The organism is Microbacterium suwonense (genome assembly GCF_030296555.1).
In the GTDB taxonomy this organism is placed as follows: domain Bacteria; phylum Actinomycetota; class Actinomycetes; order Actinomycetales; family Microbacteriaceae; genus Microbacterium; species Microbacterium suwonense.
The window spans coordinates 2,408,038-2,431,874 of sequence record NZ_AP027728.1 but is presented as its reverse complement, the minus strand read 5'-3'; the positions used below and the strand labels follow the sequence as shown (position 1 = coordinate 2,431,874).

Genomic DNA, 23,837 nt, shown 5'->3' with positions numbered 1-23,837 from the left:
CTATCCGTGCAGCAGTCCCGGACGTGATCGTGGCCATGCTCAGCTCCTGTTCGTGCGGTGATAGACGGCGAACGGTTCTGAGCGATCCTGATCCGCGACGGGGAAGCCGAGAAGGCGGTCACTGTCGCAGGTGAAGACCAGAGGAACCGGCTGGTCCTCAACCCGCGTGGTCTCCTCTTCGATGTTCTTGCCGAACGCGATGACGGTCTCGATCTTCGCCGAAGAGTCGGCCACCTCGACCACCGCGAACCCGCCTTCGTCGACGACGTACTCGCCACTGAGCGTGCCGTTCCACGTCGTCTCCACGTAGTTTCCGATCTCTGCCCCGTTATCGACGTAGATGTACCACTGCTCGAAGATCATCCGGAACTCGCCATCGGCGGAGAACACGACGTAGACCGTGCCGGTGACATCATCGGCCTCTCCCGCTGGGATGTCCCAGAACTCGCTGGATCGGTCGATCTCCCAGTCACCGGCCAGGCACTGCTGAACGGCCTGCACGTCGGAATGGATGCCGGACTCCGTCGACGTGTCCTCGTCCTGCGATGTGGTCGGGGTCGCTCCGGGGCCATTCATCGAGCCGGCGGACTGTTCGCCGTCATCGCAGGCGCTCAGTCCCAATAGGAGAATGCCCGCGAGCAGCCCGGCGCCCAAGGAGCGCCCGGTGCGGGATCCGTCGATCGTCCTGCTCATCCCGACCCTCATTGAGATGCCCGTTCCGGCCGAAGACACCGACCGTTCCTTGGGAACGAAACGAGCCGGGGTGTTCTGCGGTGGCGAGGCGTCTTCCTCATCGGTGTGTGCACGATGCTCCTCCAGGGTGCTCGACTGTCTGCGCGACTGCAGCCAGTACGCAGCAGATCAAGAACGTAGAGACAGCGTTGCAAACCCCGATCACGTTTCGCTCACGTCGTGCGAGAGACGTGGATCCAACATGCTGGCAGGTCGGCACCATCAGAGCTCAGGCCAGGTAGACCTCGCCTCCCGCGGCTTCGACCAGGTCGAGGCCGAGGAGCTGGATGGGCGTGCCTGCGCCCGGGGTGGCGTTCCCGTTCAGGATGCGGAAGGCGGTCTCTGCCAGAACGCGTGCGGTGAAGTCGTTGGCGTCGCCCGCACGCAACCATGCGTCGTGTGCGCGTCCGTCGGACCACCCCGCGGATGCGTGCCCCCAGGTGTTCGGTCGTGGCATGGGGCGTTCGCCGACCTGCATGGCGGCCAGTCGGCGAGCGGCGAACCGGCGCAACCCGCCCACGCGCAGGGCAGCTCTCGCCACCGGCAGCGCGGCGCGCCCCGCTCGACCGGTCGGAACCTCAGCCGTGGCTGCGATGATCTCGGGCGCGCCGCTGATGCGATGGGCGGCGAAGAGGTCGCCGGATGGCCAGGCTCCCGTCACCACCGAGCTCCCATCGGGGAGCGTGAGGGGCAGTGCCGAGGAGCCGATCGGTGCGGAGATGAATCGGCCGTTCACGATGCGCTGGCCTTTCGTAGAGAACATCTCGATCATGGTGTCGGACAGGGCCTGGCCGAGTGTGCCGGCGGGGGTCGTGAAGGATGCCACGGAGTCGACTCGTACCGTGGTCGGGACCGGGCGTTCGTCGCACAGGAGTGTGAGCGGAGCCTCCGTCCCGACGACCCCGAAGCCTGCGCCCGTCACCAGCGTCCGACCGTGCCGACGCGCGGCCTCGTCGAGGCCGGCGATCGTGGAAGCTGTCGTCACGTCGTTGGCGATGTCAACGTAGGAGGTGGTCGGGAGACAGGCCTCGGCCAACGGCTTGGACGTCGCGGAGAACGGCCCCACGGTGTTCACCACCACTGCGGGGCGCTGACGTCGAATCGCCGCGGCCATCGCGGCCGGATCGTCGGCGATCAGCGTCCGGGTCGCTCCGGTCTCGGCCGCCGCTGCCTCGAGCCGAGCGGCGTTCCTTCCCACGAGCACGGTTCGCGTGCCGCGTTCGGCGAGGATCGCTGCGGCTCGAGCCCCTGTCCTTCCCGTTCCGCCCAATACCCATACCTCGTCGGCCTGTTCCACAGTCGGCTCCCTCACTCGTGATGACATGCAATGTCATCACACTAGCATTTCGATGTCATGTCGTGTCATCGGCTAGCATGGCGGGATGGCGAGATGGGCTCCCGACTCCCGTGGTCGGCTGGAGAACGCCGCGTTCGAGCTTTTCGAGGCGGAGGGGTTCTCGGCGACTACCGTGCCGGAGATCGCCGAGCGGGCCGGGCTCACCACGAGAACCTTCTTCCGTCACTTCGCCGACAAACGGGAGGTGCTGTTCGCGGATGGTGCGATGTCCGAATACGCGCAGCAGATCATTGCGGATGCGCCCCCGGCCTCACCCCGATCGAGGTTGTGCGTCATCTTCTGCATCAATCGGCGGAGGAGCAGTTCAGTGGGCGGGCGGATCGGATCCGACGCGTGCGAGCCATCGTGGCGACAGATCCGACGCTTCGCGAGCGCGAGCTCGCGAAACGGCACGAGCTCTCCACGACGGCTGAAGCCGGACTGATCGAGCGGGGGTCGACGAGGTCTCAGCACGGCTGCTTGCAGACCTCGCCGTCACCGTCATGTACCTCGCCGTCGACCGTTGGCTGGCGTCACCCGATTCAGAATCCGAGCTCACCACCCGCATCGACGAGATCCTCGACGCTCATTCCGCGCTGCACGCGGATCACCGGGCTCCCCGCCCACGATGAACACGCACTCGCCCGGCAGTCACATAGGGATCTCGGACCGTATCAATGCCTCCGTCGCGGGCTTCGCCGGAAAGTAGCGCGGAAGGCCCTGTGGCTCACCGAGAAGCGATTTCGGCACAGCACTTTCGACCCGGAGAGGAACGCACGATGAGCAAGCGCATCAAGATCAGTTCCCGCGAGCGCGTCGTCGTCTACGGCGAGGATGACAAGGCGCCGTTCTGGATCGAACACATCGGCACGCTCATCGTGATCGGTCTCATTGTCGTGGTCGGTGGCATGGTGATTCTTGCTCTCTCCGATTGGGGGCGGGCCACAATGGTGGTGCTGTGCGGAGGTCAGGGTGGAACGGCCCCGGGGGCTGGCATCACACGATCCTCTTCACGGCTGGATCGACAACGCGGTAGCTTCCCGTGCGGATGTCGTCGAGCAGCGAGCCGCGCAGCGGCGTCCATCCGAATGTCGTCCTGGCCTTGTCCCCGGCGAGGGTGCCGGGTGCGCCCAGGATGAGCGCAAGCGGACCGAGGGCATCGGCAGCACTCGCGCGGGGGAGCGAGACCGGCTGCGCGCCCGTGGCAGCGCTGATCGCCTCGGCGAGCTCGCGCATCGTGAAGGGATTGGCGCCCTTGGCGTTGTAGATGCCGGCGCGGGGGTGCGCCAGTGCGGCGACGTAGAGGTCCGCGAGGTCGTCGACGTCGATGGCATCCCAGACCTGGGTGCCGTCGTCGACGTAGGCCGCGGTGCCGGCGGATGCCGCGCCGGCGATCAGACCGGTCACCAGACCTGACCCGCCGCGGCCGTGCACGAGTGCGACGCGCATCACGATCGGGGTGATGCCCGCGGCGCCGAGAAGAGCTTGTTCCGCCTGGCCCTTCACCGGCTGGGCGCTGCGCTCGGGAAGCTGCGCGTCCTCGTGACGGTCCTGTGCGGGATCGAGTCCGTAGACGAGTGCGGTGCTGGTGTACAGCACCGGCTTGCCCGTTCCCGCCTCCCCCGCGCCCGCGGCGAGAGCACGCACGGCGGTGAGCTCCGTCGCGGCGGCGTCGGCGGACATCGTGCCGTCGAAGGCGGTGTGGATCACGGCATCCGCCCTGGCCGCCGCCGCGCGAAGCGGGTCGGCATCCGCCAGCGAACCCTGCACCGCGGTCGCGCCGGCGTCAGCGAGCCGCTGGGCGCCGGTGGTGCTGCGGGTGAGCGCTTCGACCTCGTGCCCGGCATCGAGCAGGTGCTCCAGCAGCACCGAGCCGACGTACCCGGTGCCGCCCGTGAGGAAGATCTTCATTTTCGTCCTTTCCGCGCAAGCCCCTGCCCGCGCGGAATCGACGGTAAACTATGACACTGACGTCAAGGTCAAGTCGAGAGGTGCGATGCCGTGAGAATCGGAGAGCTCAGCCGCGAGACCGGTGCGAGCCCACGGGCGATCCGGTACTACGAGCAGATCGGGCTGCTGCGCTCGGAGCGCCGGGCGAACGGGTATCGCGAGTTCGACGACAACGCCATCCAGACCGTCACAACCATCCGTACCCTCTTCGATCTCGGGTTCCCCTCCGAGCTCGTCTCCCGTGTTCTGCCCTGCACCGGAGAAGCGGGCCCGATCGCCGGCGACTGCGGGGCGCTCATGCAGCGCGTCGCCGAGATCCGCGACGAGATGGACACCAAGGCCCGACGCCTCGACGCCACCCGCGACCAGCTCACGCAGTTCCTCGCCACCTCGAGTCAGCCGTAGTCGCGCGAGCGTCACCCCGTCTTCGACTCTCATTGTTCGCGCGTCAGCACGCCCTCGACGATGATCCGCAGCATCCGCTGCAACTGATCGCGCTGCGCAGCCCCACCGGCCACGACGAGGGCTCCGGCCAGCACCGCGCCGAGGTCGGCGGGATCGATGTCGTCGCGCAGGTCTCCGGTGCGCCCACCGGCGTCGAGGAATGCCGTCAGCAGCTGAACGAGTTCGCTGCGCATCGCGCTCGGGGCGATGCGGCCGGATGCCATGGCCGAGGCCAGCGCGTCGCTCATGCCGTGCTTGGCGGCGGCCCAGTCGGCGAGCAGCCCCATCCACTCACCCAGCGCCCGCGCCGGCGACTGCGTGCGCAGCAGCTCCTGTGCTCCGCTGTGCAGACGATCGAGCTGATCGCGGTAGACCTCTTCGATGAGGTCCTCACGGGTGGGGAAGTGACGGTAGAGCGTGCCGCTGCCGACGCCGGCGCGACGGGCGATCGAATCCATCGACACCGGGCCCTCTGTGGAGGAGAACACCTGGGTCGCGGCGGCGACGATCCGCGCTCGATTGCGGCGCGCGTCGGTGCGGGCCGGTGGTGCGGAGTGGGGTTCGCTGCGGTCTGCGGGCATGACAGCATCCTATCCGGGGAGCTCTCCGGTTAGGATGGAGATAAGTGGAGACCTCTCCGCTTTCAGAGCAGCCACCCGTTCGGAGGAGAAGATCATGCCCACAGCGCTCATCATCGGCGGAACGACCGGAATTGGCAGGGCCACCGCCCTCGCGCTGCGGCGGTGCGGATTCGACGTCGCCGTGACCGGTCGGAATCCCGACTCCATCGCCGCAGCTCGCCGAGAACTCCCCGAGGAGGTGCTCGTGATCCGCTGCGACGCACGTTCGCTCAGCGAGACGGATGCCATGATCGAGACGGTCCGAGAACGATTCGGCACCCTGGACGCACTCTTCCTCAATGCCGGGGTCAGCCGTCCCGCAGCGATTGCCGACGTCACCGAAGCCTCCTTCGACGATCAGGTCGACATCAACTTCAAGGGGCAGTACTTCACTCTGCAGAAGGCCCTGCCGTTGCTGCGCGACGGGGCCTCGGTCATCCTCACCGTCGGTGCCGGCGTGAGCCGAGGAATCGCCGGGGAAGCCTGACATCGGCGACGCGCGGTGCCCTGCTGGCGATGATGCCCTCGCTCGTCCTCGAGCTGGCGCCCCGCCGCATCCGCATCAATGCCGTCAGTCCCGGCGCGGTCGACACCCCGATCTGGGACAAGCTGGGCGTGCCGGAGGATGCACGGGCAGCGACCCGTGCCGGCATCCCGTTCGGGCGCTTCGGTACGAGCGACGAAGTCGGTGAGGTGGTCGCCTTCCTTGCCTCGGATGCCGCCGCCTACATCACCGGCCAGGAGGTCGCCGTCGCCGGCGGATGGTGAGACTCGAGCGGATGCTGGAGCTCAGAGCCCCACTCGCCCGGTCGCCCAGTAGGGCTTGGTGGTGATGGATCGGCGGTCGAGCACTTCGCTGTCCACGAGTGCGCGTCGCTGACGCTGAAGGGACTGCGCGTGTCCCAGCAGCAGTGCGCCGTCGATTCCGGCGAGAGCCCCGCCCTCGATCGCGGAGTCGAGCCACCTCTGCAGTGTGTCCCCCGGCGAGCCACCGGCAGGAACGAAGCGGAATCCGGGCCACTCCCGTGCGAGCGCCGGAACGGATTCGGCCGAAGCCTCGACGGCGACGAGCGGATCCGGCTGATCTGCGGTGAGGGCATCGAACGTGCCGAGCGCGGACCCGTCCCCGAGATGCAGGCGGCGCCTGCCGTGTTGACGGAGCGGCACATGGCGTGCGGCCAGGAGGGTCATCTCAGCATCCGGCCGAAGGCCGCGCAGCCAGAGTGCGCCGGGACCGCCGGTCTCGAGCGCTGCCAGGACATGGATGCGGTCGGGCTCCTCCACGCGGCGCACCGTGTAGCGTCGCGCTTCTGTGCGCGTGACGCGCACCTGAACCTCGTGGCCGGGCTGCCACCCTCCTGCGGGTGGCTCCGCTCGCAGATCCAGGTGCAGGAATCCGGGTGCCGGTTCGGCGACGCGCAGCACCCGCGTGGGTCGTCCGAGCGCCGACTCGACGATTCTGCCGACGATCGACGGCGCTTTGGGCATAACTCTGCTCCTGTTGCGGTCGAGATGGGTCATCCCTCGGTGTGGACGCAGATCAGACCATACCGTTCAGTTCAATCTCCCAAAACTGAACGGTTCAGTTTCATGATTGGGCGCCCATGCCGAGCGCCATCACAGCGTCTGACCGGCCAGGAAGTGCCAGCCGAGCCACCACCAGACCACGATCACTGCAAGGCGCACCGCCCGGTCATCGAGCAGACGATCGAACAGCTCGGTCACGGTCGCCTCGGGATCGCTCACGCGGATGCGCCACGACACCAGCACCAGCGCTGCGGCGCAGAGCAGGAAGAACGCGGTGCTGACGATCATCGTGCACTCCCCGCCCTGCTCCGCGGAGCACGAGGAACACTCCGCACGCCAGCCAGGCGCCGGCGAAGACCGCCTTCCCGAGCATCGTGCCCAGCAGGGGATCGACCAGGTCGCTCAGCGCGAAGCTCGGCTGATCGGGGGCGAGCCGGCCGACGATGAACTGGGACAGCTCCCACAGGCATCCGATGACGATGATCACCGCCCACGCGACGCCGAGCCGGCGAGAGCCGCGGGTCCACTCGCGCGGGCGGGTGGCCGCGTCCGGCCACGCCGCGACCAGTGCGGCGGCGCCTATCACCAGCACGGCAACCATCATCGCGATACTGTGCCGCGGCAGCAGCGCGGTGACGGCGGCGAGTCCGGTCGCGCAGACAACGACCGGACCCGAACGGATGCGGTGGGCGCTGCTTCGCGGCATCCGGATGCTGAACAGCACCAGCACGACGGCCACGAGGAACACCCCGGCATCGAACCATTCCGCGCGCATCACCTGCACGATCCCGATCAGCACGAGGATCGTCAGCCAGCACGCCACCGGCCAGCGCATCATGCCCCTGCGCGCGGCCCCGTCGGCATCCGTTCCCGAATCCATCGCCACTCCACTGGGCATGCTAGCCCTGCTGCATGTCTTCGTGTGGCCGATCTGGTGGCTTCGCGTGTTGGGAGGCCGCGATTCGCGACCCGCGAGCATGATGGCGATCCTGTTCTGGGCTTCGCGTGGCCCATATGGTGGCTTCGCGTGCGGGGAGGCCGCGATCTGCGACCCGCGAGCGGCGAGAACACAGACGCGTGCCGCACGAACTCGTTCCGCGGTGTGGAAGCCGGTTACCGAAATGGCCGCACAGTGCCACGCTGGAGGCATGAGCCTTCCTCACGACGACATCGACCCCGACGGACTGCTGGAGTACTCGGTGGTCTTCACCGACCGCTCCCTCAACCACATGTCGGCGCGCTTCGTCGACGTGATGCAGCAGACGCTCGCCATCCTGCGCGAGACCTATGGCGCCGACAGCGCTGTGGTGATCAACGGCGGCGGAAGCTACGCCATGGAGTCGGTCGCTCGCCAGCTCGCCACAGCCAGGACGGTGCTCGTGGTGCGCAACGGCCTGTTCTCGTACCGCTGGTCGCAGATCCTCGAGGCCGGATCCATGGCATCCGCCGTCACGGTCTGCGCCGCCCGGCCCGACGGCGACGGGCCGCAGGCAGCATGGAGCCCGGCTCCCATCGACGAGGTGACCGCGACGATCCGCGCCGAACGTCCCGCGGTCGTCTTCGCGCCGCACGTCGAGACGGCCGCCGGCATCCTGCTTCCCGACGACTACGTGCGCGCGCTCGCCGACGCCGTGCACGAGGTGGGCGGTGTGCTGGTGTTGGACTGCATCGCCTCCGGCGCGATGTGGGTCGACATGCGCGAGCTGCAGGTCGACGTGCTGCTCAGCGCGCCGCAGAAGGGTTGGAGCGGCACCCCCGGCGTCGGGTACGTCATGCTCAGCGAGCGGGGACGAGATGCCGTGGCATCCGGCGCATCCACCAGCTTCGCGTTGGACCTGAACCGCTGGCTGGCCATCTCGGACGGCTATCGCGACGGCCGGGCCGGCTATCACGCGACCATGCCCACCGACTCGATCGCCCGCAACCTCGAGCAGATGATCGAGACCCGCGAGCGCGGCCTGGGGGCCCTCCGCGATGCACAGGTCGAGCTCGGGACGCGCGTGCGGGCCCTGCTCGCCGAGCGCGGCCTGCCCTCCGTCGCCGCATCGGCCTTCGCCGCCCCCAGCGTGGTCGTGGTGCACACCGCCGATGAAGGGCTGCGCACCGGGGCCCGTTTCAAAGAGCAGGGCGTGCAGGTCGCCGCCGGCGTGCCGCTGCACTGCGGCGAACACGAGTCATTCTCCACATTCCGGATGGGGCTGTTCGGGCTCGACAAACTCGGCGATGTCGACGGCACCGTCGCCCGGCTGGCGACGGCGCTCGACGCGATGGGGGCGTGACGGATGCTCGCACTAGTGTGAGGTCATGGACCTGCGCGTCGCCGCCTATGCCGTCGTCACCGATGATGACGACCGCGTGCTGCTCGCCCGCTGGACCACGGGGCGTCGCGTCGCGTGGACGATGCCGGGTGGCGGGCTCGAAGACGGCGAGGACCCCGAGGTCGCCGTGCGGCGAGAGCTGCGCGAGGAGACCGGATACCAGATCGAGACGACCGAGCTGCTCGGCATCCATTCCCGCGTCATCCCCGCCTCACGGCGCGTGGGCGCGGCGTCGGCGCCCCTGCACACGCTGCGCATCGTCTACCGCGGCCGGATCACCGGCGGGGCGCTTCGCTTCGAGAAGAACGGATCCACCGACATGGCCGCCTGGTTCACGCGCGACGAGATCGCCGACCTGCCCCGGGTCAAGCTCGTCGGAATCGCGCTGCGCATGGCCGGGATCCTCTGAGACGGCCGGAGCCGCCTGGGATGGTGCGGAGTGCTTGCCGCGTCAGCCTCGGGCCCCCTCGGGCACCGAGATGTCCGCGACGGTGGCATCGTAGGCACGGATGAGGGCGTCGGCGTCGACGAACAGACTGTATCCGTGCGCACCGGCGCCCATCGCGACGCGGCGCCCGATGATCGACTCGTCGGCGTAGATCGGCCAGTCGGTGGTGCTGCCGATCGGCACGATCGTGCCGCGCTCGTATCCCGTGGCCGCCAGTGCGAGCTCGGGTTCGGGAAGGCGCAGTCTGTTCACTCCGACCACGGTGCGCAGCTTCGGCCACGAGATCGCGCGGCCACCGGGCACCAGCGCGAACAGATATGAGTCGTCGGAGCGCTTCACGACCAGGGTCTTGACGATGTCCGCCGGCTGCAGCCCGAGAAGCGCGGCGGCTTCGGGCAGGCTGCGCGCCGCAGGCCGCTCCCGGATCTCGATCTCGAGGCCGCGGGCGGATGCTGCGGCGCGCACCCGCTCGTGCGCTTCGCCCTGTGCAGGGCTTGCGGTCATGCTCAGGCGTTCGGGGTGGACAGCGGATCGTCCGCCACCCACAGCTCGTCATCCGCGCGCAGAGCCTGCCAGGCGGCGACCACCACGCCGATCGCGGCGGCGGCGCCGAGCACGATCGCGACGACCGAGCCCAGGCCCAGGCTCTTCTTCTTCGGTGCCGGAGCGACACCGTGCATCAGCTTGCTGCGCTTGGCGTTGGCGACATCCCAGGCCGACAGGGCAGTGCCCACGACGCCGCCCACCACGGGCACGACCTTGTCGTCGACGACCTGCTTGCCGATCTTCAGCCCGCGGTCGACGGTCGGGGCGACGCGGCGGTTGTAGGTGTCCTGCACGACAGGAACCACCTGCTCGCGATTGAAGTGACCCAGCTGCCGACCCGCCTCGCGGGCGACATCGGCGGCGTGGCCGACGAGCTCCTGCTGCGCCTCCCACAGCTGCGTGGCATTGTCCTGAAGCTTGCGGAGTTCCTTCTTGCGCTTGCGGCTGAGGTTCACGTTGCTCTCCCGTCGGTCGGAGTTCGTAGTGTCTCATCTTGCCAGACGAGGCTGGATGCCAGCAGGGATCTGGCGAAGACGCAGAAGTTGTGCCACTATCTGCACTCGCATAGTGACCCTCTGCGAGAATATGACCATGCCTCATGCTTCTCACGTCGCAACCCTGCACACCAACCACGGCGACATCGTCATCGATCTGTACGGCGATCACGCCCCGAACACCGTCGCGAACTTCGTCGGCCTGGCCGACGGCACCAAGGACTGGATGGATCCCGCCACCGGAAAGCCCGGCGAGGGCCCGCTGTACAAGGACGTCATCTTCCACCGCATCATCCCCAACTTCATGATCCAGGGCGGCGATCCGCTCGGGCAGGGCGTCGGCGGACCCGGTTACAACTTCAACGACGAGATCCACCCCGAACTGAACTTCAACGAGCCCTACATCCTCGCCATGGCCAACGCCGGCCTGCGTCGCAACGCCATCACCGGCAAGGCCGAGGGCACCAACGGCTCGCAGTTCTTCATCACCACCGACCCGACGCCGTGGCTGCAGGGCAAGCACACCATCTTCGGTGCCGTCGCGGATGACGCCTCCAAGGCCGTCGTCGACGCCATCTCGGCCGTTCCCACCGCCGCCGGCGACCGTCCGGTCGAGCCGGTCGTGCTGCAGTCGATCGACATCGTCAAGGCCTGAGAGCACGAGCCGATCCGGATGACCACGCCAGAATTCGCGAGCAATCGAGACAACTTCTGCTACCGGCATCCGGGTCGGCAGAGCTTCGTGCTCTGCCAGCGCTGCATGCGCACCATCTGCCCGGAGTGCCAGACCCAGGGGCCGGTGGGGGTCATCTGCCCGGAGTGCATGAAGGCGCAGCGCAAAGCGCAGTCCCCTGCGCAGAAGCACGCGAACCGCAGGTGGGGTGGCGGCGCGGTCGCGATGGCCGGCCGCAGCGGCCGCCCGATGGTGACCTACGTCCTGCTGGCGATCACCTCGGCGATCGGCCTGCTGCAGCGCTTCCCGGCATCGGCGGCCAGATCACCGTCCAGCTGTGGTTCCGGGCCGCCTACCTCTACCCCGATCTCTCGGGTGCGCCGTTCGAGCCCTGGCGCATGCTCACCGTGCTCTTCGTGCACGGCGGGTTCATCCACCTCGCGCTGAACATGCTCGCGCTGTGGATGCTGGGCCAGATCCTCGAGCCGATGCTCGGCCGCGGCCGCTATCTGGCGCTGTACCTGATCAGTGGGCTGGGCGGCTCGGTCGCCGTCGCGATCCTCGATCCGGGTGCCGCCACGGTCGGCGCCTCCGGCGCGCTGTTCGGGATGATGGCCGCGCTGCTGATCATCGGCAGGCATGTCGGTGCGAACGTCACCGGCATCCTCGTCATCCTGGTGATCAACTTCGTCTTCGGCGTCGTCGTCGGCGGCATCTCCTGGCAGGCCCACCTCGGCGGTGTCGTGGTCGGCGCGATCATCGCCTTCATCTACACGCGCACCAGACGCCGTGAGCAGCGGATCTGGCAGATGGTGCTGCTGGCGGCGCTCACGGTGCTGCTGCTCGTCGTCGTCGCGTTCGTGCCGCCGGCGCTGATCCTGGGCTGATCAGAGGTTGTCGACAGCCTTCTCCCCATGTGAATAACACGTGTGTAATTCTCCCCAGTTGTGGAGAACCCTGTGGATAACTCGAAGGCCCCTCACTGCAGGTGAGGGGCCTTCGAAGAACTGCGGATGCTGACGGTCAGCGCCAACGCGTGGTCATCAGGAAGCCGATCAGCGCGATGCCCAGGCCGATGCCCAGGTTCCAGCCCCTAGGCCGGGAATCGGGTACCGCGACTCCGAGATGTAGTACACCAGGATCCAGACGAGCCCCAGCAGCATGAAGCCGACCATGACGGGCTTGAACCAGACGGCGTTGGGTGCGGCCTCGTCGCTCTCCGGACGGTCGACGGGCTCTTCGGGTACGCGGGATCGTGCCATGCGGTTCAGTCTAGCGGGGACGAATAGACTTCCTCTCATGCATGCTCTCGCGTCGTCCCGGCGTCCGCGTCGTCGACCCAGGGCGACCGTCGCCAGCGTGCTCGGCGAGCTGCTGCTCACCGCCGGTGTGCTGGTGCTGCTGTTCGTGGTCTGGCAGATGTGGGTCGGCGACATCATCATCGACGCGCAGAAGAACGCCGAAGGCGCCGAGGTCGTGCAGCAGTGGGCCCAGGCCCCGGTGCCCGAGCCGCCGCCTCTGGTCGAGGAGCCCGACGGCACCACCTACTACGAGCCGCCGATCCTGCCGCATCCGGCGGATGCCGAGAAGTTCGCCGTCATGCGCATCCCGCGCTTCGGTGACGACTACATCAAGGACATCGCCGGAGGCACCACGCGCGCACGCACCCTCGACCACATCGGCATCGGCCTGTACACGCAGTCGAAGATGCCCGGTGAGGTCGGCAACTTCGCACTCGCCGCGCATCGCACCACCTGGGGCAAGCCGTTCAACAAGATCGACAAGCTGAGGCTGAACGATGCGATCGTCATCGAGACGCCCGACGGCTGGTACACCTACCGGTTCCGCACCCTGGAGTACGTCAAGCCCACCCGGGTCGACGTGCTGCTGGATGTGCCGCAGATGCCCGAGCTGCAGACCGGCGAGCGGTACATCACCATGACCGCGTGCTCCCCGTTGTACTCGCTCGCCGAGCGCATCGTCGCCTACGGTGTCTTCGAGGGCTTCCAGCCGCGGTCCGAAGGGCCACCGGCGTCCCTCGCCCACGTCGACGTCGCCCCGCCATCACTCTGAGGAGACCCTGGATGTATGCCGCACTCTGGCGCCTGCTGCCCGGTCCGTGGTGGGTGCGCCTGATCATCCTCCTGGCGCTGCTGACCGCGGTGCTCTATGCGCTGTTCTTCTACGTGTTCCCGTGGGTGAGCCCGATCGTATCGCCGGCTGAGGTCGACCTGGAATGAGCGTGCGCGTGCTGGTTGTGGACAACCACGACAGCTTCGTGCACACGCTGATCGGCTATCTGGTCGAGCTCGGTGCCGAGGTGACGATGGTCGAGGCGGATGCCGGGATCGCGTCGCTGCGTCGGATGCTGGACACGCATGATGGCGTCATGATCTCCCCCGGCCCCGGCACGCCCGCCGATGCCGGGGCATCACTCGAGGTGGTGCGCCTGGCGGCGGAGAGACGGATGCCGCTGATCGGCGTCTGCTTGGGACACCAGGCCATCGGCGAGGCGTTCGGCGGCACGGTGGCCAGGGCGCCCGAGCTGATGCACGGCATGGTGTCGCAGGTCAGCCACGACGGGTCGGCACTGTTCGACGGCATCCGCTCGCCGTTCTCGGCCGGACGGTACCACTCACTTGCCCTCGTCGAGGCGCACCTGCCGGCCGAGCTGACGGTCACGGCTCGCGCCGAGCAGGGCACGATCATGGCCATCGCCCATGAGAGCCTGCCGATCGTCGGCGTGCAGTTCCATCCCGAGAGCGTGCTCACCGAGAGCGGCCATCGCCTGCTCGGCAACTGGCTGGCGGGCGTGGGATCAGTTCACTCCCCCGCCACGCAGTAGCTCAGCCCCACGGTCGAGAGGATCGGCACCTCACCGGGCGAGACGCTCATCGAGAGCACGGTGTTCGGGGCCTGCCCTTCGGCGCACGGCCCCAGCTCGTTGGGGGCTGCGGTCAGCGCCAGCGCCTCGAGCTCTTTCGTCGCTGCGTTGACCGTGAAGCCGGTCATGTCCTTGATGGTGACCTTGCCGTTGGCGACCACCAGGTTCACCGTCGTCCCCGGGGTGACCTGCTCGCCGGCCTCCTGGCTGGAGTGCAGCACGGTGCCGGCGGCGGCGCGCGGATCGTTGGTCTGCTCGATCGTGCCGAGCTCGAGCCCGGCGTCCTTGAGCACCTTCTTCGCGGCATCCTGCGAGAGGCCCTCGATCACCGGCATCTTGATCGTGTCGGCGCCGATCGACACGTAGACGATGATCGACTCGCCCTTCGACACCTTTGCGCCGGTATTGGGCAGCGAGCGGATCACATGATCCTCCTCGATCTCCGCATTGGACTCGTGGCGCACGTCGGCGGGGAGCTCGACCTCTTTCAGCTTGCTCTTGGCCTGATCCAGCGTCAATCCGACGAGATTCGGCACCGTCACCGTCGTGGTCGGCACCGTGGGCGGCCGCATCGACAGGCTGACCACCCAGAACAGCACCGAGATCAGCAGGACGGCCAGCAGCGCTACCCCCGCCCAGATCCAGGCGACCGGAGGACCCGACTGGGTGCGCGTCATGGTGGTGTCGGTGCTCAGCTGGCGCAGCGAGCGGGCCGTCTCCTGCGCCTGACGGGGATTCGGGCCGTACAGCTCGCTGGTGAGCGCACCGATCTGCTTCTTCGTGGGCGCCGCACCCGAGGTGGCCTCCTGCAGCGCCGCCCGGAAGGACCCTGCGTCCGGAAAGCGCTGGTACGGATCCTTGGCGAGAGCGCGCAGCACGATGGCATCCAGCGATCGCGGCAGCTCTTCGTTCACCTCCGACGGCGGCGTCGGCGTCTCGCTGACGTGCTGATAGGCGACCGCGACCGGCGAGTCACCGCGGAACGGCTGACGGGCGGTGAGCATCTCGTACAGCACGACACCGGCGGAGTACAGGTCGGTGCGCGAGTCGACCGACTCGCCCTTGGCCTGCTCCGGTGAGAAGTAGGCGGCGGTGCCGATGATCTGCGTCGTCTCGGCGACCGTCGACGACGAGTCCGAGACGGCGCGGGCGATGCCGAAGTCCATCACCTTGACCGAGCCGGTCTCGGTGATCATCACGTTGCCCGGTTTGATGTCGCGGTGCACCACACCCGCGCGGTGCGAGTAGTCCAGTGCCTCGAGGATGCCGTCTGTGTAGCGCACTGCGTCCTCGACCGACAGCGGGCCGGCAGCGATGATGTCCTTCAGCAGCGTGCCCTGCACGAGCTCCATGACGATGTACGGCTCATCGCCCTGGGCGCCCGCCTGTCCGGAGCCCGCCGCGGGATCCCCTGCGTCGAAGACGCGCACGATCGACGGATGCGACATGCGCGAAGCCGCCTGCGCCTCCAGCCGGAAGCGGGTGCGGAACGCGGTGTCACGCGCCAGTTCGGGGTCGAGGATCTTGATCGCGACTTCGCGGCCGAGAGTCAGATCGTAGCCGCGGTGCACCCGGGCCATGCCGCCCTGGCCGATCACTTCGTCAACGCGATAGCGGTCGGCGAGAATACGCGGCTCTGTCGACACGTCTCGTCTCCCCCTGGATGATTCTCGAAGTCTGCAGTCAGACTACCCGTCGTTTCCTGACTGATCGGCGGGAGGGGAAGCATCATCGTCGCCTTCGGGATCGGCTTCCGCAGGCTGGATCGTCGTCGAGGTGCCCGATCCGGACATGTCGGACGGACGGTCACCGCAGAAGGCCCGATAGGTCGCGGTCACGGCCTTGCCCGCCGAGCCCTCATCGACGATGATCACCTGGGAACCGTCGCCCGGTGTGAAGCTCATCACGGTCTTGGTCGGATCCGCCTTGAACGTCGCGTTCGTCAGCGTCACCTCGTAGGCGTTGAGCGGAGCGGTTCCCGACGGGCAGGTATAGACGTTCCAGTTGACGGTGGCCTCCTGGCCCTCGGTCACGACGCCGGGGATGCTGGGCGGAGTCAACGGGGCCTCGATCGCGACCTGGTCGGCGTAGTACTTGACCCGGATGGTCGCCGGCGGCGTCTGGTTGCCGCTGTCGAGCACCTCGTAGATCTTGCCCTGCTCCGCCTCGGTCTCCGCCGGGTTCCCCGGCTGGCAGTCGGGCTCCAGGCCGTTCTCGGTGAGGATGGCGGTCGCCTCTTCGCAGGTCATCCCCTCCAGGCCGAGCGCGTTCACGTCGACCGGCGTGGGTGCGTCCTCGGTCGGGGTGTTGTCCGGGGTGACCGGCGGCGCCGAACTCGATGTCTTCTCTACCGGGCCGTTGTCGTCCTGGTTGAGGAACAGGCTCAGCAGGGTGCCGCCGAGGGCGATCACCAGCAGTGCGATCAGTGCGATCAGCGGCCACGTCCACGGGCTGCGCTTCTTCTTCTGCACCGGCTCCTCGGCGGCGGACTGCTCGGTGGGCAGCTGCGCGGTGGTCGGCAGGATGCGCGTGGCGGCGCCGTCGTCCATCCCGGTGAGGATGCGGGTGGCGTCATCGGCATCCGCCACACCGGCTCCCGCGATGGCGGGCACGGCGATCGCCGCCGAGTTCAGGTCGCCTCGTCGCAGTGCCTGTGCGGCGCGCGACACCGTCGCCGCCGACGAGGGGCGGTCGGCGGGCTTTTTGGCGATCATCGCCATGACCAGGTTCTGCACCGGAGTCGGCACCGTCGCCGGCAGCGGCGGAGGCTGCTCGTTGATCTGCGCCATCGCGATGGCCACCTGCGATTCGCCCGTGAACGGGCGCTTGCCGGCCAGGCATTCGTACGCGACGATGCCCAGCGAGTACACGTCTGTCGCGGGCGATGCCGCATGACCTGAGGCCTGCTCCGGCGAGAGGTACTGCACTGTGCCCATCACCTGACCGGTCGCGGTCAGCGGCACCTGGTCGGCGATGCGGGCGATGCCGAAGTCGGTGATCTTCACGCGCCCGTCGGGTGTGATCAGCAGATTGCCCGGCTTGATGTCGCGGTGCACCAGGCCCGCGGCGTGCGCGGCCTGCAGCGCGGATGCGGTCTGCGCGACGATGTCGAGGGTCTTGTCGGCACTCAGCGCACCGTCGCGCTCGAGGATCGTCGACAGCGCCTCACCGGGCACGAGCTCCATCACGAGGAACGCGGAGCCGTTCTCCTCGCCGTAGTCGAAAACGCTGGCGATGCCCTCGTGATTGACCAGGGCCGCGTGGCGCGCCTCGGCGCGGAAACGCTCCAGGAAGCCCGGATCCCCCATGTACTCGTCTTTGAGGATCTTGATGGCGACCGTGCGTCCGATGACGTGATCCGTCGCCTCCCACACCTCGCCCATGCCGCCGATCGCGATCCGCGACTGCAGCTCGTAGCGTCCTCCGAACGACACACCCTGCGTCGGCCTCATCTGCCCAGCACCGCCTCTATGACTTTCTTCGCAATCGGAGCCGCTATGCCGTTGCCGGAACCCGACTGACCTCTTCCACCGCCGTCTTCGACGACGACTGCCACCGCGACCTGCGGATTCTCCGCCGGTGCGAAACCTGTGAACCACAGCGAGTACGGGTTATCGCCGTTCTGAGCGGTCCCCGTCTTTCCGGCAACATCGACGCCGTCTATTCTTGCACCCGTCGCCGCTCCGGAACTGACCCCCTGCACCATCACCGATCCGAGCGCCTGCGCCTGGGCGGCGGTCAGCACCTGATCGAACGCCTCATCGGTGAACTGCTGGTGAACGGTGAGATCGTCGGCGATCACGGAATCCACCATCCGCGGCTTCATGACCGCTCCGTCATTGGCGATCCCCGCGGCCACCATCGCCATCTGCAGGGGCGTGGCGGTCACCCGACCCTGGCCGAAGCCGGTCAGGGCGGTCTGCGGGCCGTCGAGGCCCGACGGGTAGCTGGATGGCGTGACCTTGAGCGGGATCTCGAACTCGCTGTTGAACCCGTACTTCTCGGCCGTCTCGCGGATCGCCTTGTCGCCCAGCTCGACGGCCAGCTCGGCCATGGGGATGTTGCAGCTGCGGCGCAGCGCTTCGGCGATCGTGGTGGTCTCGCCCTCGCCGCAGGTGCCGTTCCACGCGTTGGAGATCGGCCTGCCGGTGGGGGGCGTGTAAGTGGCCGGGTTCGGCAGGGTCGATTCGAGTGTCCAGTCGCCGGACTCCAGGGCGGCGGTGGCGACGACGAGCTTGAAGGTCGAGCCGGGAGGGTTGAGATTTCCCGCGATCGCCCGGTTGTACAGCGGCTTTGTCGGGTCGGCGACGAGTCGATCGTGCTCGGCGTCGACAGCGGCGGAGTTGTGCGCGGCGAGCGTGTTCGTGTCGAAGCCGGGGGTGGATGCCATCGCCAGGATGCGGCCGGTGGACGGCTCGATCGCGACCACGGCGCCCTGCAGACCCTGCAGGGCGTCCCAGGCGGCGCGCTGTGCTTTGGCGCTGAGGGTGAGCTCGACGCTCAGCCCCTGCTGTGGCTGGCCGGTGAGGATGCGCTCGATCTCGGCGAAGAAGGCGTTCGACCCGGTGCCGGACAGTTCGGCGTTCAGCGCCGACTCGATTCCGGTCGACGACTGCAGTGCCGGGTTGAAGTATCCGGTCACGGGCGCCCACATCTCGGCATCCGTGTACACCCGCTGATACTGATAGCGATCGCCGGCCGGCACCGAGGTGACGATCGCCGAGTCGTCGACGAGGATCGACCCGCGCTGGATCTGGTAGCTGTCCAGGCGGGTGCGCGTGTTCGCGGGGTTCTGTGCGAGGTTGTCGGCATCCACCACCTGGATCCAGCTGGTCGCGACGAACAGCGACAGGAACATCGCCAGCACCACGAAACTCAGCCTTCTCAGCTCTTTGGTCATCCGATCACCACCTCATCCGATCACGACTCTGGGCTGGCGGCGCACGCCGTCGCTGATGCGCAGCAGCAGCCCGACGATGAGCCAGTTGGCCACCAGCGACGAGCCGCCGGCGGCGAGGAAGGGCGTGGTCAGCCCGGTCAGCGGGATCACCCGGGTGACGCCGCCGACCATGATGAACACCTGCAGCGCGATCGTGAACGACAGGCCGGTGGCGAGCAGCTTGCCGAAGTCGTCCTGGCCGGCGAGCCCGATGCGCAGGCCGCGGCTGATGAACACCATGTACAGGCACAGGATGGCGAACAGCCCGACGATGCCGAGCTCTTCGCCCAGGCTTGGGATGATGTAGTCGCTGGCTGCCAGCGGCGTGATCTGCGGGCGACCCTGACCCCAGCCGGTGCCGATGAGCCCGCCGTGCGCCAGCCCGAAGATCCCCTCGACCAGCTGATAGCTGCCGCCGTTCGCGCTGATGATGTCGGGGTTGAACGCGTCCAGCCAGTTGGTGAACCGCCGCTGCACGTACGCCAGCACGCGGGTGGCCAGGAACGCGCCCGCACCGACGCCGACGAGGCCGATCAGTACCCAGCTGGTCTTGCCTGTGGCGACGTACAGCATGGCGATGAACATGCCGAAGATCAGCACGCCGGTGCCGAGGTCGCGCTGGGTGACGATGATCAGCAGCGATAGCAGCCACACCACGAGCACCGGGCCGAGCTCGCGCATGCGCGGCCACGTCATCCCGAGGAACCTGCGGCCCACCGAGCTCAGGCTCTCGCGGGTGCGCACCAGGTAGCCGGCGAAGAAGATCGCCAGGCAGATCTTGGCCAGCTCGCCCGGCTGGAAGGAGATGAGTCCGGGGATCGACACCCAGACATCGGCCGTGGCGCCCTTGGCCTTCAGGCCCGGGATGAACGGCAGCACGAGCAGCACGATGCCGGCCAGGCCCGAGAGGTAGGTGAAGCGGTAGAGCACGCGATAGTTGCGCAGCGCGATGACCAGGGCGATGACGCCGGCGAGCGAGATCGCCGTCCAGGCCAGCTGCTTGTTCGAGAACGCCGGCCAGCCCGAGAGCTGCTTGGCGATGTCGATGCGGTAGATCATCGCGATGCCCAGCCCGGTGAGCGCCGTCGCGATCGGCAGCACGAAGGGATCGGCATCCGATGCCACCACGCGCAGCACCACGTGCACGGCGAAGGCGAGCACAGCCAGTCCCCCGCCGATCACGAGGATCATCGGGTCGATGGCGTGCAGCGCACCCAGCTGCACCAGGGTGAGCGCGCCGCCGGCGATGGCGATGGCGAACAGCAGCAGCCAGAACTCCCGGTTGCGCTGCTTCTGCGGCATCCGGATCCTCTTCAGCGCCTTCAGGACGCTGGTGTCGGCGGTGACGTCGGTCATGGTGTCGGCACCTCCGTCGATGTCGGGGCCGTCGGCGTCGGAGTCGTCGGCGTGGTCTGCGGAGTCGGCTCGGGTGTGGGAATGGGAACCGGGACGGGCGGGAGAGCGCTGACCCGCAGGCGCTCGGTGATGGCGACGGCATCAGCGAGGGATCGGGCGTTGATGGTGCGCTCGACCGACGCACGCTGGTACGAGGGCAGATCGGCCAGCAGGATGAAGGTGTCCTTCACCTCGGTGGAGAGCTTGATCGGGCCGAGATCCTGCTGCACGCCGCGGTAGATCACCACGCTGTCGTCGTCCGCGCCGACGAAGTAGCGGGTCTGGGTCCAGTTGTAGGCGAGGAAGCCGGCTCCCACCAATGCGAGCAGCGCCACCAGGAGCCCCGCCAGCCACGCGATGCGGCGGCGGGTGCGCCGGCGCCGGTCCTCTTCGATGATCTCCTCGAAGTAGTCGGAGTCGGGCTCGAAATGGCTCGGCTCGTTGGCCGCCTGAAGAACCGGATGCAGCCATCCGGTCAGCGAGGAGCGCGGCGCCGGCATCGGCAGGTCGGCCGGGTTGGATGCCGCGCCCACGACGGTCGGGGTGCCGGAGGAGAGCGGATGCGCGCCGCCCACGTCGACGAGCACCATCGTGACGTTGTCGGGTGCGCCGCCGTCGAGGGCCTGCTTGAGCAGGATGTCGGCCGTGCGGCCGGGGGCGAGGCCCTGGCGCATCGCCTTCTCGATGTGCGGGTCGTCGACCACGCCGGTGAGCCCGTCCGAGCACAGCAGCCAGCGGTCACCGGGGCGGGTGGGCATGACGAACATGTCCAGATCCGGCGCGATGTCCATGTCGCTGAGCACGCGCATCAGCACCGAGCGACGCGGATGGTAGCGCGCCTCTTCGAGCGTGATGCGCCCGGAGTCGACCAGGCGCTGCACGAAGGTGTGATCGGTGGTGATCTGGGTGAGGGCGTCGTCGCGGTACAGATAGATGCGCGAGTCGCCGATGTGGCCGATCACGGCATGATCGTCGACCATGACGATCGCGCTGAGCGTGGTGCCCAGGCCCGCCAGCTCGGGACGCTCCTTCGAGGCGCGCACCAGATCGGCGGCCGCTGTGGTCGCTGCGGCCTGCAGGGTGGCCTGCGCGTCGTCGGTGGACGCGTAGGCCTGATCGAGCGCCTCCATCCGCCCGATCGTGAGCGACGAGGCGACATCGCCGCCGGCGTGACCGCCCATGCCGTCGGCGACGACGAACAGGTTCGCCCCGGAGTATCCGGAGTCCTGGTTGTTGGAGCGCACCTTGCCGGTGTGGGAGATCGCGGCGCTCGAGCCCTCGAAGACCATCTGGACGCGGAGCCCTTACGCTCGCAGCTCGAACGTCGTGGAACCCACCTTGACGGGCGTGCCGATCTGCACCTGCACGGGCTTGTCGCTCAGCCGCTGACCGTTCAGGAACGTGCCGTTCGTGGAGCCGAGGTCCTGCAGGGTCCAGATGTCGCCCCGCTTGGAGAGCCGGGCGTGATGGCTGGAGGTGTAGTCGTCGCGGATGACGAGCCCGGATTCGCTGGAGCGCCCGATCGACATCGAGTCGGCACCGCCGAGCGGCACTTCCAGGCCCACCTTCGGCCCCGAGGTGATCACCAGCCGGGTGGCGACCTCGGCCGAGGGGCTGCTGGGACGCGGCGCCTGGTGCACCGGGGCCGGTGCGGGCACCTCGGCGGCGGGCATCTTGCGCACGCGGACGCCGAACAGATCGGCGCGCAGCGAGTACACCACGGCGAAGACGAAGAACCACAGCAGCACCAGGAAGCCGATGCGCAGCACGAGCAGCACGAGCTCACTCATCGACGCACCTCCCGTTGGGTTCCGGCCGAGGGATTCGAGACGGGCACGACGCGGAAGATCAGCCGGGTGCGCCCGATGGTGAAGGACGTGCCGGGCGCGAGCGCCGCCTCGCGGATCTTCTGGTCGTCGATCTTGGTGCCGTTGGTGGAGCCGAGGTCGCGCAGCATGGCACGCTCGCCGTCCCAGAGGATCTCGGCGTGGCGCCGGCTGGACCCGGCATCCGCGATGGTGATGTCGGCGTCGCCGCCGCGGCCGATCACCGTGCGGGCACTGGCCAGGGTGTGCTGCCTGCCGTCGATCTCGATGACGCCCTGCCACGAGACGCTGCTCTCCACGGCTGAGGAGTTCACGCGCACCGTACCGGTGGCCACGTGCGGGTCGGCCTCGAGGGAGATGTGCAGCGGACCGGCGAAGCTGTAGCCCTGGGTGCGGGCGTGTGCGGTCAGCAGCGCGAACAGTTCGTCGTTCAGGGCATGGCCGAGCGCCAGCATCCGCTCGTGATCCTCGGAGCTGAGCCGCACCAGGTAGTCGCTGGGCGTGATGATGCGCTCGCGGCTGACCACTGCCGCGTTCGTGTCGGCCTCCCGCCGCAGCGCCGAGGCGATCTCCACGGGCTGGATGCCGCTGCGGAAGGTCTTGGCGAAGGCGCTGTTCACAGCGCGTTCCAGACCCTTCTCAAAGCTGTCAAGTAGTCCCACAAGGTTCCTCTGGCATGCCGACCGGTAGGGCCATCGTAGCCAGCCCCGCTGAAGATGCGCTTCAGCGGTCGCAATTTCGGTCTCCTGCGCGTGAGACTTCCTCTCCAGCATGAAACGTGCGTGCACGCACGTTGTTTCGTGCTGGAGAGGAAGTCTCGAGGGGCGGATGCCAGGTGCTGGCCGGGTTCGAAGCACGCGCGTGCACGTGATAGCCTTGGCAGGTTGAGTTCTCAGGAACACGACTGCGCGAGTGGCGGAATAGGTAGACGCGCTGGCTTCAGGTGCCAGTGCCTGCAAGGGCGTGGGGGTTCAAGTCCCCCTCGCGCACACGAATGAAATGGCCCCTCACCAGGGATCTCATGATCCAGGTGAGGGGCTGTCTCGTTGCGTGGGCGATCGGGTTCGCGCAGGCCGCGGGGAAGGCTGCCGGGAACCCGGTGAGGCTGGCACTCGAGAAGCTCGCAGCCAGAGCCACGAGAGGTATGGCTCTCAGGGGCTTTCGGATCGGGTGCCCGCCTGGGTTCGGGTGCTGGCCCGGGCTGACGTGTACTCGTCCAGCACGAGTTCCCCGCTCGCGTTCAACGCCGCCATCATCGCCGTGACCTGATCCGGATCGACGGCCGGCATCGCCGCATCGTCGAAGCCGAACTGCAGCGGGATCGCCGGATGCACCCAGATGGTGATCCTGGCGTCGTCGCTGTCGTCGTGACGCACCCAGGTCATCAGAAAGCTCTCCTTGCGGCGCAGTTTGGTGCCGATGACGATCTTCAGATGTGCGAGAGTCGCATCGTCGATCGTGATCGGTGCCGCCGTGCCGTCATACCTGAGCCGTCCCATACTGGGCACCTTAAGCCCGTCGGAGCCGGATCGGTGGAGGCGGCGACGCGGCGCGGCACGTGCCGCCTGCGTCGAGGCGGTGCGCACCCGTGCCGTCTCGAGCAGCACGAACTCCTCCTCCACACCGAATTGCGTGCTCACCGGCATCCGGCCTCCCTCGAGAAGACGGGTGCGCCGCAGCCCCAGCCGGAACCAGCAGCGCACCC

General features: G+C 68.0%; 29 protein-coding genes, 1 tRNA gene and 1 pseudogene. 13 read left to right on the top strand and 18 right to left on the bottom strand.

Features of this window, described 5'->3' with window-relative positions:
* Window positions 1-39: 39 nt before the first annotated feature.
* Entirely contained in the window at window positions 40-693 is a 654-nt protein-coding gene (locus QUE33_RS12130; protein ID WP_286300362.1) for a hypothetical protein, read from the bottom strand.
* A gap of 268 nt (window positions 694-961) precedes the next feature.
* A complete protein-coding gene (locus QUE33_RS12125; RefSeq protein WP_286300359.1) occupies window positions 962-2,029 on the bottom strand; it encodes a saccharopine dehydrogenase family protein in 1,068 nt (355 codons plus the stop codon).
* An 85-nt stretch (window positions 2,030-2,114) separates the two neighbouring features.
* Between QUE33_RS12125 and QUE33_RS12120 the strand changes: the two genes are divergently transcribed.
* Window positions 2,115-2,513: a TetR/AcrR family transcriptional regulator gene (locus QUE33_RS12120; protein WP_286300358.1), complete on the top strand. Its 399-nt coding sequence runs from the start codon at window positions 2,115-2,117 to the stop codon at window positions 2,511-2,513.
* Window positions 2,514-3,064: 551 nt separating this feature from the next.
* Here the strand turns inward: QUE33_RS12120 and QUE33_RS12115 are convergent.
* Complete coding sequence (locus tag QUE33_RS12115; RefSeq protein ID WP_286300356.1) at window positions 3,065-3,979, bottom strand: NAD-dependent epimerase/dehydratase family protein; 915 nt, start codon at window positions 3,977-3,979, stop codon at window positions 3,065-3,067.
* 90 nt (window positions 3,980-4,069) lie between these two features.
* Between QUE33_RS12115 and QUE33_RS12110 the strand changes: the two genes are divergently transcribed.
* Window positions 4,070-4,423, top strand: a complete 354-nt coding sequence (locus QUE33_RS12110) for a MerR family transcriptional regulator (RefSeq protein ID WP_286300354.1) — start codon at window positions 4,070-4,072, stop codon at window positions 4,421-4,423.
* A 29-nt stretch (window positions 4,424-4,452) separates the two neighbouring features.
* Here the strand turns inward: QUE33_RS12110 and QUE33_RS12105 are convergent, their stop codons facing one another.
* Window positions 4,453-5,043 carry a TetR/AcrR family transcriptional regulator gene (locus tag QUE33_RS12105; RefSeq protein ID WP_286300352.1) on the bottom strand — a complete coding sequence of 197 codons (591 nt, stop codon included), beginning with the start codon at window positions 5,041-5,043 and terminating at the stop codon, window positions 4,453-4,455.
* A 94-nt stretch (window positions 5,044-5,137) separates the two neighbouring features.
* On the opposite strand from QUE33_RS12105, the gene QUE33_RS12100 reads away from it, so the two are divergent.
* Together QUE33_RS12100 and QUE33_RS12095 are read left to right on the top strand one after the other, a co-directional pair.
* Window positions 5,138-5,569, top strand: a complete 432-nt coding sequence (locus QUE33_RS12100; RefSeq protein WP_286300350.1) for an SDR family NAD(P)-dependent oxidoreductase — start codon at window positions 5,138-5,140, stop codon at window positions 5,567-5,569.
* Window positions 5,570-5,598: 29 nt separating this feature from the next.
* The gene (locus QUE33_RS12095) at window positions 5,599-5,850 is read left to right on the top strand and encodes an SDR family NAD(P)-dependent oxidoreductase (protein ID WP_286300347.1); all 252 of its coding nucleotides are present in this window, start codon (window positions 5,599-5,601) and stop codon (window positions 5,848-5,850) included.
* A 21-nt stretch (window positions 5,851-5,871) separates the two neighbouring features.
* On the opposite strand, the gene QUE33_RS12090 is transcribed toward QUE33_RS12095, so the two are convergent.
* The 3 genes from QUE33_RS12090 to QUE33_RS12080 form a co-directional block, all read right to left on the bottom strand.
* Window positions 5,872-6,570: an SIP domain-containing protein gene (locus tag QUE33_RS12090; protein WP_286300346.1), complete on the bottom strand. Its 699-nt coding sequence runs from the start codon at window positions 6,568-6,570 to the stop codon at window positions 5,872-5,874.
* Between the two features lie 129 nt (window positions 6,571-6,699).
* Window positions 6,700-6,828, bottom strand: a complete 129-nt coding sequence (locus QUE33_RS12085; RefSeq protein ID WP_491562449.1) for a DUF6186 family protein — start codon at window positions 6,826-6,828, stop codon at window positions 6,700-6,702.
* On the bottom strand, window positions 6,776-7,507 hold the full coding sequence (locus QUE33_RS12080) for a hypothetical protein (RefSeq protein WP_286300344.1): 732 nt from the start codon (window positions 7,505-7,507) through the stop codon (window positions 6,776-6,778). Before QUE33_RS12080 ends, QUE33_RS12085 begins: the two co-directional genes overlap by 53 nt.
* Before the next feature lie 250 nt (window positions 7,508-7,757).
* On the opposite strand from QUE33_RS12080, the gene QUE33_RS12075 reads away from it, so the two are divergent.
* Window positions 7,758-8,888 (top strand): aminotransferase class V-fold PLP-dependent enzyme, encoded by a 1,131-nt coding sequence (locus QUE33_RS12075; protein ID WP_286300343.1) that lies wholly within the window; start codon window positions 7,758-7,760, stop codon window positions 8,886-8,888.
* A 25-nt stretch (window positions 8,889-8,913) separates the two neighbouring features.
* On the top strand, window positions 8,914-9,336 hold the full coding sequence (locus QUE33_RS12070) for an NUDIX hydrolase (RefSeq protein ID WP_286300342.1): 423 nt from the start codon (window positions 8,914-8,916) through the stop codon (window positions 9,334-9,336).
* A gap of 42 nt (window positions 9,337-9,378) precedes the next feature.
* Here the strand turns inward: QUE33_RS12070 and QUE33_RS12065 are convergent, their stop codons facing one another.
* Window positions 9,379-9,879: an aminoacyl-tRNA deacylase gene (locus QUE33_RS12065; protein WP_286300340.1), complete on the bottom strand. Its 501-nt coding sequence runs from the start codon at window positions 9,877-9,879 to the stop codon at window positions 9,379-9,381.
* Window positions 9,880-9,881: 2 nt separating this feature from the next.
* The gene (locus QUE33_RS12060) at window positions 9,882-10,376 is read right to left on the bottom strand and encodes a DNA helicase (protein ID WP_286300338.1); all 495 of its coding nucleotides are present in this window, start codon (window positions 10,374-10,376) and stop codon (window positions 9,882-9,884) included.
* 136 nt (window positions 10,377-10,512) lie between these two features.
* Here QUE33_RS12060 and QUE33_RS12055 point away from each other — a divergent pair, with 136 nt between their 5' ends.
* Genes QUE33_RS12055 through QUE33_RS16240 form a run of 3 tightly spaced genes read left to right on the top strand, consistent with a single transcriptional unit; the run spans window position 10,513 to window position 11,975 of the window.
* Window positions 10,513-11,070 (top strand): peptidylprolyl isomerase, encoded by a 558-nt coding sequence (locus QUE33_RS12055; RefSeq protein WP_286300337.1) that lies wholly within the window; start codon window positions 10,513-10,515, stop codon window positions 11,068-11,070.
* An 18-nt stretch (window positions 11,071-11,088) separates the two neighbouring features.
* Complete coding sequence (locus QUE33_RS16245) at window positions 11,089-11,535, top strand: hypothetical protein (RefSeq protein ID WP_350226460.1); 447 nt, start codon at window positions 11,089-11,091, stop codon at window positions 11,533-11,535.
* Window positions 11,487-11,975: a rhomboid family intramembrane serine protease gene (locus QUE33_RS16240; RefSeq protein ID WP_350226459.1), complete on the top strand. Its 489-nt coding sequence runs from the start codon at window positions 11,487-11,489 to the stop codon at window positions 11,973-11,975. Before QUE33_RS16245 ends, QUE33_RS16240 begins: the two co-directional genes overlap by 49 nt.
* Window positions 11,976-12,111: 136 nt before the next feature.
* Here QUE33_RS16240 and QUE33_RS12045 read toward each other — a convergent pair.
* Window positions 12,112-12,350: pseudogene (locus QUE33_RS12045) on the bottom strand (cell division protein CrgA).
* 37 nt (window positions 12,351-12,387) lie between these two features.
* Between QUE33_RS12045 and QUE33_RS12040 the strand changes: the two are divergent.
* The 3 genes from QUE33_RS12040 to QUE33_RS12030 are packed head-to-tail and all read left to right on the top strand — an operon-like array spanning window position 12,388 to window position 13,933.
* A complete protein-coding gene (locus tag QUE33_RS12040; RefSeq protein WP_286300336.1) occupies window positions 12,388-13,161 on the top strand; it encodes a class E sortase in 774 nt (257 codons plus the stop codon).
* 11 nt (window positions 13,162-13,172) lie between these two features.
* The gene (locus QUE33_RS12035; protein WP_286300334.1) at window positions 13,173-13,328 is read left to right on the top strand and encodes a hypothetical protein; all 156 of its coding nucleotides are present in this window, start codon (window positions 13,173-13,175) and stop codon (window positions 13,326-13,328) included.
* Window positions 13,325-13,933, top strand: a complete 609-nt coding sequence (locus QUE33_RS12030; protein WP_286300332.1) for an anthranilate synthase component II — start codon at window positions 13,325-13,327, stop codon at window positions 13,931-13,933. Before QUE33_RS12035 ends, QUE33_RS12030 begins: the two co-directional genes overlap by 4 nt.
* Here QUE33_RS12030 and pknB read toward each other — a convergent pair.
* Genes pknB through QUE33_RS11995 form a run of 7 tightly spaced genes read right to left on the bottom strand, consistent with a single transcriptional unit; the run spans window position 13,912 to window position 22,794 of the window.
* Window positions 13,912-15,618, bottom strand: coding sequence for a Stk1 family PASTA domain-containing Ser/Thr kinase (gene pknB, locus QUE33_RS12025; protein WP_378762491.1), 1,707 nt, complete (start codon window positions 15,616-15,618; stop codon window positions 13,912-13,914). The two genes, QUE33_RS12030 and pknB, sit on opposite strands and share 22 nt — an antisense overlap.
* Window positions 15,619-15,660: 42 nt before the next feature.
* Window positions 15,661-17,424: a protein kinase domain-containing protein gene (locus QUE33_RS12020; RefSeq protein WP_286300330.1), complete on the bottom strand. Its 1,764-nt coding sequence runs from the start codon at window positions 17,422-17,424 to the stop codon at window positions 15,661-15,663.
* On the bottom strand, window positions 17,421-18,872 hold the full coding sequence (locus QUE33_RS12015) for a peptidoglycan D,D-transpeptidase FtsI family protein (protein WP_286300328.1): 1,452 nt from the start codon (window positions 18,870-18,872) through the stop codon (window positions 17,421-17,423). Before QUE33_RS12015 ends, QUE33_RS12020 begins: the two co-directional genes overlap by 4 nt.
* 12 nt (window positions 18,873-18,884) lie before the next feature.
* A complete protein-coding gene (locus tag QUE33_RS12010) occupies window positions 18,885-20,267 on the bottom strand; it encodes an FtsW/RodA/SpoVE family cell cycle protein (RefSeq protein WP_286300326.1) in 1,383 nt (460 codons plus the stop codon).
* Window positions 20,264-21,595: a PP2C family protein-serine/threonine phosphatase gene (locus QUE33_RS12005; RefSeq protein WP_286300324.1), complete on the bottom strand. Its 1,332-nt coding sequence runs from the start codon at window positions 21,593-21,595 to the stop codon at window positions 20,264-20,266. Before QUE33_RS12005 ends, QUE33_RS12010 begins: the two co-directional genes overlap by 4 nt.
* A 15-nt stretch (window positions 21,596-21,610) precedes the next feature.
* The gene (locus QUE33_RS12000) at window positions 21,611-22,096 is read right to left on the bottom strand and encodes an FHA domain-containing protein FhaB/FipA (RefSeq protein WP_286300322.1); all 486 of its coding nucleotides are present in this window, start codon (window positions 22,094-22,096) and stop codon (window positions 21,611-21,613) included.
* Window positions 22,093-22,794, bottom strand: coding sequence for an FHA domain-containing protein (locus tag QUE33_RS11995; protein WP_378762486.1), 702 nt, complete (start codon window positions 22,792-22,794; stop codon window positions 22,093-22,095). Before QUE33_RS11995 ends, QUE33_RS12000 begins: the two co-directional genes overlap by 4 nt.
* A gap of 243 nt (window positions 22,795-23,037) precedes the next feature.
* Between QUE33_RS11995 and QUE33_RS11990 the strand changes: the two genes are divergently transcribed.
* Window positions 23,038-23,122: transfer RNA gene (locus QUE33_RS11990), tRNA-Leu, on the top strand.
* Window positions 23,123-23,283: 161 nt separating this feature from the next.
* On the opposite strand, the gene QUE33_RS11985 is transcribed toward QUE33_RS11990, so the two are convergent.
* Window positions 23,284-23,835 carry a DUF7882 family protein gene (locus tag QUE33_RS11985; RefSeq protein WP_286300317.1) on the bottom strand — a complete coding sequence of 184 codons (552 nt, stop codon included), beginning with the start codon at window positions 23,833-23,835 and terminating at the stop codon, window positions 23,284-23,286.
* Window positions 23,836-23,837: the final 2 nt, after the last annotated feature.